Origin of the sequence: Bacillus sp. JJ664, from assembly GCF_036962205.1 — a bacterium.
Lineage (GTDB): Bacteria > Bacillota > Bacilli > Bacillales > Bacillaceae_G > Gottfriedia.
The window spans coordinates 1-14,211 of sequence record NZ_JBALMS010000075.1 but is presented as its reverse complement, the minus strand read 5'-3'; the positions used below and the strand labels follow the sequence as shown (position 1 = coordinate 14,211).

Genomic DNA, 14,211 nt, shown 5'->3' with positions numbered 1-14,211 from the left:
AGAGTGAGTAATAGAAGTTGTACTTCTATTACTCACTCTTTTTAATAATTATAGAATAATGAACTTACTAACAAGCGCGATTTGTTCTTCTGCTTTTTTCAGTAGAGCTGCACTCTTATCTAATACTGCTTGAGGGAAGTTTTCACCTTCACCATATTCTACACCGTGTGGGTAGTAATACTTACCTAATAATGGAGTAAGTAATTGGATTTTACCTTTGCTAGATTCAACGTGACCTTCAACAGAATAACCTTGTACACGTAGATAGTAAATTTCATTGCGAAGTTCAAATTTATAATCGTAAGTTACACGCTCGTAATCCCATTGACCTGCAAGGACAAAACCTAATTCTTCCATAATTTCATTTAATAATTTTACATTCACTACATGATTTTCTAAATTTGTATTTTCAAATTTCATGTTATTACCCCCTAAATTACTTAGAAAAAATCCCTACTAATATAATATTATCAATGACAATAATTAGCAATGAAAAGCTGATAAATGTATTTTAACTAATTTATATATTTTTTTGAATAATTTGGCTACAATGGATATATATAAATTAGATTACTACCGAGAAGGGAAGATAAAAATGGAAAAGCTTTTAAAACTTTTCTTTTTTACAATAAGTTTTGTAACTGTATTTATATTCAGTCCACTAATTAAAGATTGGTTTATAAATTTAACGAATGTAAATCAATTTCAAAGAGTTGATGAAGTTCAAATACCTTTGACGGAACATACTGATACGAAAAGTGCAGCTAGCTTTTCTGTTATAGAATATATCGGTAAAAGTGAACAAGATGTAATGAAAGTCTACGGTAAGCCATCAAGAAAGGTTCCTTCTCAATATGATTATGATTGGCTAGTTTATGATAAAGACCCTGCAAAATACATACAATTTGGTATTTTAAATGGAACCGTAGTGACAGTTTATGTTGCTGGCAATAAAGTTGATGTTTCTCCTTTTTTAATAGGTAGTCATTATGAAGAATCAATTGATAATGTAAATTTACATGAGAAGTTATCTTTTTCATTATTAAATAATGAATATACATTTAAATTATCTACAACGGATTTACATGAACGACCACTTGTTGCTGTGAATGATAGTTATGCTCAACTTTATTTTGACCGTTTTACTGGAAGTTTATTAGGTGTAAGATTTCTTTCTCCTGAAACGCTAGTAAAGCAAAGACCATATGAATTAGTCTATAGTGGAAAATTATTAAGTGCAAAACCTTTAAATGAAACCGAACAAGCAATTATAGATCGAGAAGAAGAAAAACAAATCTTTAACCTTACAAATGTTTACCGTAAAAGAATGAATTTATCAACATTAAAATGGAATAAAGAAGCTGCAAAAGTAGCATTAGGTCATAGCAAAGATATGGTAGTGAACAATTATTTTGATCATCATTCATCTTTGTACGGTAGCTTAGCTGACCGGTTAAATGATGCAGAAGTCCCATATCGGTTAGCTGGAGAAAATATTTCTGCTAATTATGTTGATGGAATTGCTTCTGTTTATGGTTGGATTAACTCAAAAGGTCACCGAGTGAATATGTATAAAAAAGATTACACCACACTTGGAGTTGGATCATATAAAAAATATTACACTCAAAATTTTATTAAATAATAAAAAATCAAGCTGTAACGTTTCGTTATGTGCTTGGTTTTTTTATTTCCATACAAGCACGAAATTATTCTTCATACATAATTTTGTAGTAAATGCTTTTAATTGGAGTGAGATGTATGAGAAATAATCATAACCGTCCATCTATCGAACAATTCAGGGAATTTGTCAAAGAGCATCCTAAACTAAGAGATGAAGTCAAAAAAGGGAATAAGACGTGGCAACAATTTTTTGAAGAATGGTATTTATATGGTGAAGATAGTGATGAATGGAATGCTTATAGAACAGATAGTGGAAAAGTAACATCAAAAAAAGATCAAAAGAAAGAGCAAACAGAAGAAGGATATGTAGGAAAAGTAATGTCTTTTGTTAAGAATTTAGATCCAGATCAAATTCAAGATCATTTATCAAATGTAAATTCAACTTTAAATAATATTCAGCAATTAATTTCTCAGTTTAAATCCCCGGCTTCAACTGGTCAACGCGAAGAAAAGCAAACGACACAACCTTTTAACTTCAGACAGGATTAAGGAGGTTGAAATGAGAAAAGATGTATTAGATTTTCTACAGAGCGATGAAGAGTATATTAAATTTATTAGACAACAACCAAAATGGTATAGAAAGCTTACTCGTAATCCTGAATTAGTTGAAGACTTCAGACTTGCCTCGTTAGAGTTTTTTGGAAAAACGATACCTCAGCGTGTAGATAAATTACAAAATCAAGTTCAAATGGCTTCATTTATGATTGATATGTTTCAAGTATTAAAAGAACAGCAAGAGCAAAGTAGTACTAGTGATTCTGATGATGCGACTGAAAATGAATAATATTTCAAACTGTCATAGCTTTTTGCTACAATTAAGGTTACAAGTTTCGAAAGGAGCAAAAGTTATGACAGAAATTTGTTTAGTTAGACATGGACAAACAGATTGGAATCTTAATCATATTATACAAGGTAGAGAAGATATTCCATTAAATGAGACTGGAAAACAGCAGGCGTATGATAGTGCACGTTTTCTTAGTGAAGAAAAGTGGGACACAATTATAACAAGTCCATTATCTAGAGCAAAAGAAACTGCAATGGCCATTGCTGAGTTTACTAGTATTGATCAAATTATTGAAGATGCTCGATTTGTAGAAAGAGAATTTGGTGAGGCTAGTGGAAAACCTGTATCTGAATTTCATGATCATATCTATCATGACAATGTAGTTGGAATGGAGACAAATGAGCTTCTAATCAACCGAGCTTTTCATGCACTCCAAGATATTGCTGAAATTCATAAAGGTAAAAGAATTGTGATCGTTGCGCATTCACATACTATTAAGGCAATTTTACATGCAATTGATTCTAATAAAGTTCCTTTTCAAACTGTTTTAAAAAATGCATGTGCGAATTATATTGAATATAAAGATGGTAACTGGAAGATAAATGCATTTAATGTATCAGAACATATAAATAGCTAAGCATGTACTTTTATTTTACGAATTATTTATGGTATAGTTTATACTTGGAGGTGTAAGGAAATGTACGCAACAATTGAAACCTTGCAACTTATGACAGTATCAGAAGAAATTGCTTCTATGATCGTACAATCTGACGTTGCAGATCAGTATAGAGCTTCATATATAGCCTTAAATAATGACAAAACCGCACAGGACGTAATCCAACGCTTTACAAAGACGAAAGACTTATATGAGGATGTTCAACGTTTTGGAAAGTACCATCCCGATTATAAAGAAATTCGTAAAAATATGAGTGAAGTCAAAAGAGAATTACAATTGAATGAAACGGTTGCTGCTTTTAAACAAGCGGAAGATGCAATTCAGTTGCTATTAGATGAGACAAGCTTCTTAATTGCTCAATCAGTTTCACCTTCAGTAAAAGTTCCAGCTGGCAATCCATTCTTTGTTAATACTGGTGGAGGCTGTAGTACAGGCGGATGCGGTACAGGCGGTAAATGTGGTTGTAAAACAAAGTAATATAAACTGTAAGAATGACTCATTAATGAATAGTGAGTCTTCTTTTTTATTAAAGCTATTTTCTAAATGATTGCTACTTTTGGGATTTTAAAGGAAATTGTCAGAAGTTGATTACAATGTAAAGTGCGAAACTCCTGTGGGAAATGTAGGAAAGATGAGCATGTAGAGCTTAGGCACCACAGAAAGAGAGCATCCTGGAGTTGTCATGCAAATGTATTCTTAAGTCGTAACAATGTATCCGAAAATAGCCAATTACAATGATTTTCGGAATCTAGTACAGTTTACACATTCATTTCCACAACAAAACATTTTTTGATTGGGAACGTAAAAACGATGTCTAAAGATCAAGGTATTCTGTTCGGAACGGACAAATTCAATTCGATAAATTAACTTATATTGTGATGTATACTGTTTAGAACATGTTAAAATGATGTTTTTAATAAATGCCTCGCTTTTTTGGGGGACTAGTGGTTGAATAGATAAAAATATAACGCCACAAATTAATTTATTAGAAGCTTCTTTTACTTCATCATTTGAAGATATACATAAAAGAAAATGTTCCCAAATATCATCTAGCATCTTAATTCAACCCTTTCATACGAATGAATTATGAAAGTTTCATTGCAAAAGAAAATTGGGATATGATATTCTATTTCTAACGGATTTTTAAAGGAGAAAGTTATATGTTTGTGCAAAGACAAGGTATTATCATTTATTTACAGTCATTAAAGCAAGCAAAAATGTTACGTAAATTTGGAAATATTCACTTTGTTTCTAAACGTTTGAAATATGTTGTCTTATACTGCAATATGGATGATATTGAACGAACAATAGAGAGATTGAAGAAATTTCATTTTGTAAAAAGAATCGAATTATCATATAAACCTTTTATCAAAACTGAGTATGAAAATGCGAAGCCAGATCATGCAAAAGAAAAGGAATATGACTATCAAATTGATTAAAAACGATTGAATGGTAAACTTAATTTAGGAAATTACTTCTAAATTAAACACCGTTCAATCGTTTTTTAATGAATTTAAATCATTTTACTTCATTGGTGGGATAAAATGATTAAGTCTTAAAATGCCAATTAGATATTGTTGATATAATTCTATTGCATGGAAGGAACTTGAATGCCTAATATGTAACGTAATGATTTCTTTATTTAATGTTACAGCTAGTTCTTCAAATAGTTCTTCTCTTTTCGAAATTGAATTCTCTTTTAGCGTAATACCTTCTCTGCAATAATATATTGGTTGAAATTCGCCAATAGAAGTAGGGCTTAAAATAACTGCGAACGTACAGCATTTTTGATTATTATTTTCAGATGTTAACTTAAGTAAAAATTTTACTCTATCTTTCTGAGATTTAGCTATTTCAAATAATTCATATAAATCGGAGTAACCTTCTCCTATTTCAATCATGCGTTGGATCATGATGAATCCCCCTTAAATATCTGTATTACATTGGATATGCATCACTTATTTTACAGGAATCAGGCATAAAAAAAAACCCCGCATTCGCAGGGCCCCTCTTATTAAAGTGACATCACTTAAAAGAAGGCAAAGGGAGAGGAGAAACCGGAGGAAGAACTTATGGGGAAACGTAAGTCTTCTCCGCGGTTGGCAACAACATCAACTGAGATGTTGTTAAAAATAGTTATAACCAAAGAGAATGATTTTATACATTAGAAGAAGAATATGGAAAGAATTGTTTTTGTTTGTAGAAATTTATGATAGGATATTTTGAGAATTGATAAATATAGTAGGTGTAAATAATGAGAGTAGTTTCAGGGAAATGTAAAGGTTTGAGTTTAAAAGCTGTTCCAGGTACAAGTACACGACCAACAACAGATAAAGTAAAAGAAGCCATGTTTAATATAATTGGCCCTTATTTTGAAGGCGGTACTGTTCTTGATTTATTTGGAGGTAGCGGTGGACTCTCGATAGAGGCTTTAAGTAGAGGTATGGATAAAGCAATCATTGTAGACCGAGAAATGAAAGCTATCAAGACGATTAAAGAAAATTTAGAGACGTGTAAACTTTCAACATCAGCAGAAGTATATCGAAATGATGCAGAGCGTGCAGTCAAAGCAATCATAAAAAGAGAAATACAATTTGATTTAATCATATTAGATCCCCCTTATAAAAAGCAGCAAATTGTTTCATTGATCGAAACATTTGATGAGAAAGAAATGTTATCTAATGATGGTACAATTCTAGTAGAACATGCGACTGATGTAGAATTACCGGGAAATATCGGTCGATTTGTCAGAACAAAAGCAGAAAAATATGGAATTTGTGGCGTTTCTGTGTATCATAAAATTAAGGGAGAAATATAAGGGGGTACAACATGAAACGTATTGCAGTTTGTCCTGGTAGCTTTGATCCAATCACATTAGGACATCTTGATATTATTAAACGTGGGGCTAGGGTGTTTGATGAAGTAATTGTTGTCGTATTAAATAATTCAGCAAAAAATTCGCTGTTTTCATTAGAAGAACGAACAACGTTAATTTCTGAAGCGACTAAATCCATACCGAATGTATCAGTAGATTCATTTAGTGGGTTATTAATGGATTACGCAAAATCAATTGATGCTTCTGCCATTTTAAGAGGACTGAGAGCAGTCTCAGATTTTGAATATGAGATGCAGATTACTGCAATGAATAAAAAATTAGTAGATGAAATCGATACATTTTTTGTGATGACGAACAATCAATATTCTTTCTTAAGTTCTTCAATTGTAAAAGAAGTTGCTAAATATGGTGGGAATGTAAAAGATTTAGTTCCTGAATGTGTCAATATTGCGTTAGAAAATAAATTTAAGAAACCTCAAGTTTAAAACTGAGGTTTCTTTTTTTGTATATATATTCGATAAATGATGATGAGCACGTAAATATATAAAGCGGTCAATGTAATGATTGGACCAATCACAAAAATTGAATCTATCTGAAAATGTTGTTCTGTAAAGTTATTGATAACTGTTATTGTTTTGTGGTTCGACCAGCTCGCCAAGCGATCGACATATAAAGGTTTCCAAAGTAGTACAGCAAGTATAGGGGCAATAACTGATTGTAGTAAACGACCAATCATATACGGCTTCATACTCATTTTTACTTCCGAAATAATACTTGCGACTTGTGCTTGAATCGAGAAGCCACCAAAGCCCAATATAAAGCTTGTTAAAGCAACTTGTTGTAATAATGTACTATTGGCAACATCACTCACTAATTTTGATCCTAAGGTGATTTCAAATAATCCAGAAACAAAAGGGGTGGATAGGTCTTGATGGATATCTGTCTTTGAAATGAAAAATGAAATGATTTTTCCGACTTGTTTTATGAAACCAACTTCGATCAAAAGCATGTTCAAAACAGAAAATACGATAATAAATCCACCTATCATGAGTAAAGTTTGGATGGAAGAGGCGATCGCATCTCCTAAAATCTTACCAATTGGTCTTTTTTCTTTCATTCTTTTTTCATGTAGTACTGTAAAAGCGCGTTTAATTCGATTTGAAGGGTTTTTTTCTCGTCTAGAATAGTTGGGTTGGTTTTTGCCATAAAACCGCATTAGCAGGCCAACAAGAGCGTTTGATAGGTAATGACTAGCAGCCAAAACAATTCCGATATTTACATTATGAAAAAATCCTACTGATATTGCGACGAAAATAAATAATGGATTAGAAGAGTTCGTAAATGAATTTAGTCTTTCAGCTTCTAATTTTGTTAACTCCCCATCTTTGTATAATTTAGCAGAAAGCTTAGCTCCGGATGGAAATCCTGAAGCCATCCCCATCGCCCAAACAAAAGCTCCAACTCCTGGAACTCTAAACAAAGGCCTCATGACGGGTTCTAAAAATACGCCAATAAATTGTACGATCCCAAAACAGATTAATAGCTCACTTAAAATAAAAAAAGGTAGCAAAGAGGGAAAGACGATTCCCCACCACATTTCTAACCCCCTAGTTGACCCTTTAAATGCAACATCTGGGTAAAGAATAATGGTCGCGGTTAGCGTAATTAGCGTTATAAAAATAAGTAGCGTAATAAAATAATTTTTTTTCACGAACAAACCTCCAACAAAGGATTGGAACAAAAATTTGAATCATCTTATATTGTCGTAAATTGAATGAATAGAAAATATGTTATTAATATATGGATTGAAAAGAAAACTTGTACTATTCAATATACGTTAAATGAACACGATTTTAGACCAATTTAGTTTATATGGAGGGGAATAAATTGAAGCCGAAAATTGGTTTAGCGCTAGGGTCAGGTGGTGCAAGAGGTTTTGCACATATTGGTGTAATATCCGTGTTAAAAAAGCATAATATCCCCATAGATTATATAGCCGGAAGTAGTATGGGTGCACTTGTAGCAGTTTTGTATGGAGCAGGTTCTAATATAGATAGACTCTATAAAATTGCGAAAGTCTTTAAATCAAAGTACTATATTGATTATGTTGTACCTAAAATGGGATTAATTTCCGGTAATCGGGCAAAAGAACTAATCAAAGCATTATCTTACGGTAGGAAAATTGAAGATTTAGATGTACCAATCGCAGTCATCGCAACTGACTTGTTAACTGGAGAAAAAATTATCTTTAGAGAAGGAGATATTGCTACTGCTGTAAGAGGGAGTATTTCTATTCCAGGTATATTTGTTCCAGAACCATGGAATGGCAGACTTTTAGTTGATGGCGGTGTGATTGATCGAATCCCTGTATCAGTCGTGAAAGATATGGGAGCGGATTTTATTATTGGTGTTGATGTATCACCTATAAAAGTAAGTGGAGAAGTATCAACAATTTACGATGTCATTATGCAAAGTATTGAAATTATGCAGCACGAACTTGTTAGAAACAGAGAAACAGTTTCAAATATTATGATTCGACCAAATCTAGATCATTTTAATTCAAGGAACTTTACTGACTTAGAAAATATTATACAAACAGGAGAATTAGAAACAGAAAAAATGATACCAGAAATCATTCATCAGATCGAACAGTGGAAGGAGAAATATAGTGGAGAAAAGGATCAAGATACTTAATGTCTTATTAGTACTAGGAATTGTCATGATACTATTAGTTTTTATCCCACTACCATATTATGTGACAAAACCTGGCTTAGCCGAGCCATTAGGTCCATATGTAAATGTTGAAGGGGCAAAAAAAGATGACGGGGATTTTATGTTAACGACTGTCTCGATGAGTAAGGCAAATATTTATTCATATATCGGTACTTATACAAATTCTGTTCATCATCTATACAAAGAAAAAGAGATTTTAAGTGAAGGTGAAAGTAATGATGATTATCAATTTCGACAATTACGATATATGGAAGAATCAAAACAAGCAGCAATCGTAAATGCTTATAAAGAAGCTGGCAAACCTTATCAAATTAACAAAACTGGAGTTGTCATTATTTCAGTGCTAAAAGACATGCCAGCTTCTAAGGCGATGAAGTTAGGAGATATCGTTACAAAAGTGGGAGAAAAGGAGATCCATTCAGTTGATGATTTTACAAAAACAATCTCATCATTTTCTCCAGGGACGAACTTTCAACTGACTATTATTCGAAATGGTAAAAGTAAAAACGTTAGCATTACTTCTAAACCGTTTAAGGATGAACCAAAGCGGTCTGGCATTGGCGTTTCAATTGTAGAGAATATAAAACTAAGTACCAATCCCAAGGTTGAAATAGACTCCGAAGAAATTGGTGGACCTTCAGCGGGACTAATGTTTGCTTTAGAAATATATGATCAATTAAGTGAAGAAAATTTAGCAAAAGGACATGAAATTGCTGGTACAGGAACGCTAGATACAGAGGGAGTAGTAGGTCCGATTGGTGGTATAGCTCAAAAAATCATTGCTGCGTCTAAAGCAGGGGCGGAAATCTTTTTTGCACCGAATGAAAATGGGAAAAGAAATTCAAATTATAAAGAGGCCGTTAAAACAGCTAAAGAGCACAATGTAAAAATGAAAATTGTTCCAGTGAACACATATGCGGACGCAATAGAATACTTGAAAAAATTAAAGACTAGTTCATAATAAAAAAACTGTTTTTGAATTCATCAAACAAATCGTTGTTTGGTAAGAATGTCATAAACAGTTTTTTTGTTTTTATATCATTATTCATTATTCCCTACTAAATTTACCTAAATTTTCATCGTAAATAAATGGGTAAAGTGCATATTCAGTACGAATTAGTTTTTGTTGATTTTTTATTGATAGAATAGATGCATACGCATGTGTAGCCTTTAAGTCTGTACTTAAAGCATTTTGGTTTTCTTGATTGATGGTTGTATAAATTGGTAGTTCGATTTGTTTTTTATTTACATTCAAATAAGCTTTGCCTTTTTGAGACATTCCTAATAAGCGTATATACGGAACTCGATCAGCTTCCAATATAGATTTCATTTCTTTTTTAGAGGTATTTGTTAACAAATGAGTTAATAATCTTTGGATTCGAGTCCAGGTATATCTTTTTGTTTTGATTGTTGGCATCAAGTCTTCAAAGCTTGAACATTTTAAAATCGCATCAACTACTCTTCTTTCTAAACCCTCAACAGCTTCATAAATCAGAGATAAGTCTTCAAGTTTCGTTGTCATTAATCGATATTTTAAAAATGGAAGATATTCATTCCAAGAATGTAAGATTTCATTTTCACTTATGTATGTTTCAATTGCGTTTTTCGTAAAGCTTGGAACAAAGTTTGAAATTGAATCATCCTCTTGTTTTAATATTTTACGAATTGCAGTTGCACTTGCAATACTTTGGTGGTTTGCTTCTTCATCATGATAATTTGCAGCAATCCTTTTTATCGTTGTGCCCTGCATCTGACTGGAAAAATGCTCGATCGATTCCAAGTAATGGATACCTAAAATATTGTTTGGTAAGGAAACATCTAGTTTTGAGGTTTCCAAATTTGTTTGTAATGCAGTACTGTACGCTGAAGGGTAACTCATTCCTTTATCAAGTAACGAGCGAATGCTCGTATTAATTGAGCTAGTAAGCTGTTTCTTTTGATCAATCAATTCATAAAATGATTCAATTTTACCTTCTTCACTACCAAAACAAACAGAATCGCAATTCAAGGAATCTAAAATTGAAATCGCGCCTTTTGCAAAAAGAGTTGCATGTTGCGTAGAGTAACTATAAGGGAGTTCGATGACAAGATCTGCACCAGCTTGTAATGCAAGTTTTGCTCTAACGTGCTTTGGAACAACAGCCGGTTCGCCTCTTTGTAAAAATTGACCACTCATCACCGCAATAACAACATCAGCATTAGTAGACTGTTTTGACTGTGATAAATGGTAGACATGTCCATTATGAAGAGGATTATATTCGACGATCACACCAACCGATTTCATGAAAAACACCTCCAATATTTACAAAATATCTGAAATTATACATATAGAATAACAGTATCTAGAAATAATTCGCAACTTAAGGTGAATTGTATTGTAATTTCTTGTTGAAAATAATATATTAGATAAGTTACATATTTTCCTATGTAAAGAATGATTAATATGGGAAGACTAGCTTATTGGAACGTATTCGTTTTGGTTTTACTTGGTTTTGAGCGAACTCCAACCGCTTTTCTTAGTGTAAAGAAAAAATATTGACAAATGATTATAAGGATTATATAATTTTCATTGTTGCCTTGAGGTGGTTATTTATGAAATGGTCAGTGCACCAATTACAAAAATTAAGACATAAAGGTTTAAATTTAGATGAGACAATTGATGTAAGTCAATTGAAGGAACGTAATGAGGAAATTCGTGAGGTTTCACCGATTAAAGTGACTGGACGAGTTGATTTTGGAACGAACCGATATACGTTTCATTTAACAATAACTGGATATTTAATTTTACCTTGTGTAAGAACATTAGTTGATGTAAAATATCCTTTGTCGATTACCACAACAGAAACGTTTTTTACAACATCTGAATGGAAAAGTGAAGATGAGAATTTTCACATCCTAGAGGGTGATGTGTTAGACTTAACTCCTGTGATTGAAGAGATTATCTTAGCTGAAATTCCTTTGCAAGTTTTTGCTGAGGATACTGAAGGCAAGGAGACAGCTCCGACATCTGGTACAGATTGGGAAGTTAAGGAACACGTTGAAAAAGAGCAAAAAATTGACCCTCGACTTGCTGGATTAGCAAAATTTTTTGACAAAAAAGATAATTGAGAAGTACCGGATTACCGGCTTCATAACTAAAACTCACTTTAAGGAGGTGGGATCAATGGCAGTACCTGCAAGAAGAACGTCCAAAACTGTAAAAAGAAAGCGTCGTACGCATTTTAAATTAGCGGTACCTGGAATGGTTGAATGCCCAAACTGTAGTGAATTAACATTAGCACACCGCGTATGTAAATCATGCGGACACTACAAAGGAAAACAAGTACTTAGCAAATAAGCTAGTCATTTAAAGCACATAGGAAACTATGTGCTTTTTCCTTTTCTCCTTAAACTCCGATACCCGCACATATTACCTCTCCCACAATGCTGCCATAACATTCTGTTTCTTCAAAGTTTCGATCTCTTACCTTCATCTTTTTATACTACTTACCGTATGTAAAACGTATAGTGTACTAGGGAGAATAATCGGTAATTAGAGAGAGGGATGTAATTGTCTGAAGTTATTACATATCAACGGGATAAAATAGATTATATCTTTTTAAATAGACCAAATAGTGGAAATTGCATAGACGAAACGATGGTCGATAAACTATTAGACATCATTTACGACATTCATTATAAATCAGATAGTAAGTTAGTTATATTAACCGGTGAAGGATTAAAATATTTTTGTACTGGTGGGGACTTAAAAACAATTCAAAAATTTAAAGATGATCGTAAGGGGTTAGAAGCATATTGTTTAAAAATGTGTGAAGTGATTTATCGAATAGCAATGCTACCTCAGATTTCGATTTGTTATATTAATGGTTTTGCATTAGGCGGTGGTTGTGAATTAGCAAGTGCATTCGATTTTCGCTTTGCGAACCATAATGCCAAAATAGGCTTTATTCAAGGTCAAATGGGAATCCCTACTTCATGGGGTGGTGGGACCATATTGCGAGAGAAAATGAATCATCAAGAATGGATTACTCTATTATCTTCCTCTAACATATATACTGCATTTCAAGCGAAAAAACTTGGGTTTATCCATGAATTATGTAGGGATTTTATATCGCTACATAATGAAAGCTTTATTAGCTTAGCTAAAAGTATTCCAACGCATATACACCATCAAAATAAAAAAATAGTTACTCGAAAATGGGTTCAGGAACGTTTAAAAACTCGTATGGAAGAAGAAGTTATTTCAGCTCTTCCGTTATGGTTTTCAGAGGAACATATAAAAAATATTGAACAATTTACAAAAAAATTGGAAAAGTAATCTTCTACCTTTATATTTTTTTGCATATGAATTATAGTAAAATCTGCTTATTGCATAAGAAATTGGAGGGGATTGCAAATGGTTGCAAATCGCCAGGATGCATGGACAAAAGAGGAGGATAACTACTTAGCTGAAGTAGTTTTAAAATCGATAAATGAAGGGTCAACTCAATTAACAGCATTTAAAATTGTAGCTGGAAGTTTATCGAGAACAGCAGCTGCTTGTGGCTATCGTTGGAATTCTTTCGTCCGAAAGTTTTATAAGGAAGAAATTGAAAATGCGAAAGTAAATAGTAAAAAACAATCGACTGATAAAAATGAATTAAATGATGAAGTGCCTGAAGTGCAAACTGAAATAGAATTAACTGAAGTAGTTTCAAGTGAAGGCGATCTTGAAGTATCATTTGAAGCTGTGTTTCAATTTTTAGAAACTGTAAAGCAAAAAGTAGAGTCGCTTCCAGTTAGAGAAATTCAATCCCTCGAAAAGAGGTTATTAATTTCAAAACAAGAAAATGATCAACTAAAAGTTGAAAGACAACAATTGCTTGAAAAAGTTAAAGAGCTTGAAAGCGAGTATGAAAATTTATTTGAATTTATTGACCAAAAACGAAAATTTGTAAATGTTTCGAGTGGAACACCTGATAAAAAAGTGAAATCTAAAAAAGAATAAAAAAACTCAACATCTCTTCATTGAGGTGTTGAGTTTTTTTAAATGGTTATTTCGGTTGCCAAATGACAAACTCTGAGTCGGTTTCAGTGAAACCTTGCTTCTTCCAAAATTCATTTGAATTTGCTCTTGGAATCGTTTTGATTGGTTTGTTAAATGATTTAGCATAAGCGACTAATTCTTTTCCATAACCATTTTTTTGATAATAAGGAAGTACTTCCATTTTGTTAATCTCGATTATTTCTTCGTTTTCACTTTTATGCGTGTACAAGCTCATACGAGCAATAAGAGCTTTGCCTAAATAAATACCATAAAATGGTGATTGGAACTCATTATCGATTAAATTTGATTCAAGATCTTCCAACATAGAAAGTTCTTGTAATCCATAACCAGAAAATTGCTGAAATTGTTCAAGTGTTTTAAAATTTATTTGTAAGCGTTCGATCTTGTTGCTCAAATGTTGCTCCCCCTTAAATTGAATGTAAATTTTTAATATTTGAAATATAATTATATTATAT

The 14,211-nt window shown here is 32.5% G+C and carries 19 protein-coding genes; 14 read left to right on the top strand and 5 right to left on the bottom strand.

Features of this window, described 5'->3' with window-relative positions:
* Positions 1–48: 48 nt before the first annotated feature.
* The gene (locus V7056_RS13215) at positions 49–420 is read right to left on the bottom strand and encodes a YugN family protein (protein WP_499702621.1); all 372 of its coding nucleotides are present in this window, start codon (positions 418–420) and stop codon (positions 49–51) included.
* Positions 421–595: 175 nt separating this feature from the next.
* On the opposite strand from V7056_RS13215, the gene V7056_RS13210 reads away from it, so the two are divergent.
* The 6 genes from V7056_RS13210 (at position 596) to V7056_RS13185 (ending at position 4,579) form a co-directional block, all read left to right on the top strand.
* A complete protein-coding gene (locus V7056_RS13210) occupies positions 596–1,642 on the top strand; it encodes a CAP domain-containing protein (protein WP_499702619.1) in 1,047 nt (348 codons plus the stop codon).
* A gap of 116 nt (positions 1,643–1,758) precedes the next feature.
* Entirely contained in the window at positions 1,759–2,169 is a 411-nt protein-coding gene (locus tag V7056_RS13205; RefSeq protein WP_499702617.1) for a YlbD family protein, read from the top strand.
* 10 nt (positions 2,170–2,179) lie between these two features.
* On the top strand, positions 2,180–2,464 hold the full coding sequence (locus V7056_RS13200; RefSeq protein WP_499702615.1) for a YlbE-like family protein: 285 nt from the start codon (positions 2,180–2,182) through the stop codon (positions 2,462–2,464).
* 64 nt (positions 2,465–2,528) lie between these two features.
* Positions 2,529–3,101 carry a histidine phosphatase family protein gene (locus V7056_RS13195; RefSeq protein ID WP_499702613.1) on the top strand — a complete coding sequence of 191 codons (573 nt, stop codon included), beginning with the start codon at positions 2,529–2,531 and terminating at the stop codon, positions 3,099–3,101.
* A gap of 60 nt (positions 3,102–3,161) precedes the next feature.
* On the top strand, positions 3,162–3,617 hold the full coding sequence (locus V7056_RS13190) for a YlbF/YmcA family competence regulator (RefSeq protein WP_499702611.1): 456 nt from the start codon (positions 3,162–3,164) through the stop codon (positions 3,615–3,617).
* A 683-nt stretch (positions 3,618–4,300) separates the two neighbouring features.
* Positions 4,301–4,579, top strand: a complete 279-nt coding sequence (locus V7056_RS13185; RefSeq protein ID WP_499702609.1) for a YlbG family protein — start codon at positions 4,301–4,303, stop codon at positions 4,577–4,579.
* Between the two features lie 84 nt (positions 4,580–4,663).
* Here the strand turns inward: V7056_RS13185 and V7056_RS13180 are convergent, their stop codons facing one another.
* Entirely contained in the window at positions 4,664–5,053 is a 390-nt protein-coding gene (locus V7056_RS13180; protein WP_499702607.1) for a DUF7147 family protein, read from the bottom strand.
* 341 nt (positions 5,054–5,394) lie between these two features.
* Here V7056_RS13180 and rsmD point away from each other — a divergent pair, with 341 nt between their 5' ends.
* Positions 5,395–5,958: a 16S rRNA (guanine(966)-N(2))-methyltransferase RsmD gene (rsmD, locus tag V7056_RS13175; RefSeq protein ID WP_499702605.1), complete on the top strand. Its 564-nt coding sequence runs from the start codon at positions 5,395–5,397 to the stop codon at positions 5,956–5,958.
* Positions 5,959–5,969: 11 nt separating this feature from the next.
* A complete protein-coding gene (coaD, locus tag V7056_RS13170) occupies positions 5,970–6,461 on the top strand; it encodes a pantetheine-phosphate adenylyltransferase (protein ID WP_499702603.1) in 492 nt (163 codons plus the stop codon).
* On the opposite strand, the gene spoVV is transcribed toward coaD, so the two are convergent.
* Positions 6,458–7,687, bottom strand: a complete 1,230-nt coding sequence (gene spoVV / locus V7056_RS13165) for a dipicolinic acid transporter SpoVV (protein WP_499702601.1) — start codon at positions 7,685–7,687, stop codon at positions 6,458–6,460. The two genes, coaD and spoVV, sit on opposite strands and share 4 nt — an antisense overlap.
* A gap of 176 nt (positions 7,688–7,863) precedes the next feature.
* Between spoVV and V7056_RS13160 the strand changes: the two genes are divergently transcribed.
* Both V7056_RS13160 and V7056_RS13155 read left to right on the top strand, forming a co-directional pair.
* A complete protein-coding gene (locus V7056_RS13160; RefSeq protein WP_499702599.1) occupies positions 7,864–8,670 on the top strand; it encodes a patatin-like phospholipase family protein in 807 nt (268 codons plus the stop codon).
* The gene (locus tag V7056_RS13155; protein WP_499702597.1) at positions 8,645–9,670 is read left to right on the top strand and encodes a SepM family pheromone-processing serine protease; all 1,026 of its coding nucleotides are present in this window, start codon (positions 8,645–8,647) and stop codon (positions 9,668–9,670) included. Before V7056_RS13160 ends, V7056_RS13155 begins: the two co-directional genes overlap by 26 nt.
* Before the next feature lie 87 nt (positions 9,671–9,757).
* Here the strand turns inward: V7056_RS13155 and V7056_RS13150 are convergent, their stop codons facing one another.
* A complete protein-coding gene (locus V7056_RS13150; RefSeq protein WP_499702595.1) occupies positions 9,758–10,993 on the bottom strand; it encodes a nucleotidyltransferase in 1,236 nt (411 codons plus the stop codon).
* Between the two features lie 308 nt (positions 10,994–11,301).
* On the opposite strand from V7056_RS13150, the gene V7056_RS13145 reads away from it, so the two are divergent.
* The 4 genes from V7056_RS13145 to V7056_RS13130 all read left to right on the top strand — a co-directional run bounded on the left by V7056_RS13145 (position 11,302) and on the right by V7056_RS13130 (position 13,696).
* Positions 11,302–11,817, top strand: a complete 516-nt coding sequence (locus V7056_RS13145) for a YceD family protein (protein ID WP_499702593.1) — start codon at positions 11,302–11,304, stop codon at positions 11,815–11,817.
* Positions 11,818–11,872: 55 nt separating this feature from the next.
* Entirely contained in the window at positions 11,873–12,046 is a 174-nt protein-coding gene (rpmF, locus tag V7056_RS13140) for a 50S ribosomal protein L32 (protein WP_025672195.1), read from the top strand.
* Positions 12,047–12,259: 213 nt separating this feature from the next.
* Positions 12,260–13,027 carry an enoyl-CoA hydratase/isomerase family protein gene (locus tag V7056_RS13135; RefSeq protein ID WP_499702591.1) on the top strand — a complete coding sequence of 256 codons (768 nt, stop codon included), beginning with the start codon at positions 12,260–12,262 and terminating at the stop codon, positions 13,025–13,027.
* A 78-nt stretch (positions 13,028–13,105) separates the two neighbouring features.
* Entirely contained in the window at positions 13,106–13,696 is a 591-nt protein-coding gene (locus V7056_RS13130) for an RsfA family transcriptional regulator (RefSeq protein WP_499702589.1), read from the top strand.
* A 46-nt stretch (positions 13,697–13,742) separates the two neighbouring features.
* Here the strand turns inward: V7056_RS13130 and V7056_RS13125 are convergent, their stop codons facing one another.
* Complete coding sequence (locus V7056_RS13125; protein WP_499702587.1) at positions 13,743–14,150, bottom strand: GNAT family N-acetyltransferase; 408 nt, start codon at positions 14,148–14,150, stop codon at positions 13,743–13,745.
* Positions 14,151–14,211 lie beyond the last annotated feature (61 nt).

Bases quoted from the DNA above. Each gene is read 5' to 3' on its own strand.
- V7056_RS13215 (WP_499702621.1), bottom strand. From the start codon at position 420: ATGAAATTTGAAAATACAAATTTAGAAAATCATGTAGTGAATGTAAAA.
- V7056_RS13210 (WP_499702619.1), top strand. From the start codon at position 596: ATGGAAAAGCTTTTAAAACTTTTCTTTTTTACAATAAGTTTTGTAACT.
- V7056_RS13205 (WP_499702617.1), top strand. From the start codon at position 1,759: ATGAGAAATAATCATAACCGTCCATCTATCGAACAATTCAGGGAATTT.
- V7056_RS13200 (WP_499702615.1), top strand. From the start codon at position 2,180: ATGAGAAAAGATGTATTAGATTTTCTACAGAGCGATGAAGAGTATATT.
- V7056_RS13195 (WP_499702613.1), top strand. From the start codon at position 2,529: ATGACAGAAATTTGTTTAGTTAGACATGGACAAACAGATTGGAATCTT.
- V7056_RS13190 (WP_499702611.1), top strand. From the start codon at position 3,162: ATGTACGCAACAATTGAAACCTTGCAACTTATGACAGTATCAGAAGAA.
- V7056_RS13185 (WP_499702609.1), top strand. From the start codon at position 4,301: ATGTTTGTGCAAAGACAAGGTATTATCATTTATTTACAGTCATTAAAG.
- V7056_RS13180 (WP_499702607.1), bottom strand. From the start codon at position 5,053: ATGATCCAACGCATGATTGAAATAGGAGAAGGTTACTCCGATTTATAT.
- rsmD (WP_499702605.1), top strand. From the start codon at position 5,395: ATGAGAGTAGTTTCAGGGAAATGTAAAGGTTTGAGTTTAAAAGCTGTT.
- coaD (WP_499702603.1), top strand. From the start codon at position 5,970: ATGAAACGTATTGCAGTTTGTCCTGGTAGCTTTGATCCAATCACATTA.
- V7056_RS13150 (WP_499702595.1), bottom strand. From the start codon at position 10,993: ATGAAATCGGTTGGTGTGATCGTCGAATATAATCCTCTTCATAATGGA.
- V7056_RS13145 (WP_499702593.1), top strand. From the start codon at position 11,302: ATGAAATGGTCAGTGCACCAATTACAAAAATTAAGACATAAAGGTTTA.
- rpmF (WP_025672195.1), top strand. From the start codon at position 11,873: ATGGCAGTACCTGCAAGAAGAACGTCCAAAACTGTAAAAAGAAAGCGT.
- V7056_RS13130 (WP_499702589.1), top strand. From the start codon at position 13,106: ATGGTTGCAAATCGCCAGGATGCATGGACAAAAGAGGAGGATAACTAC.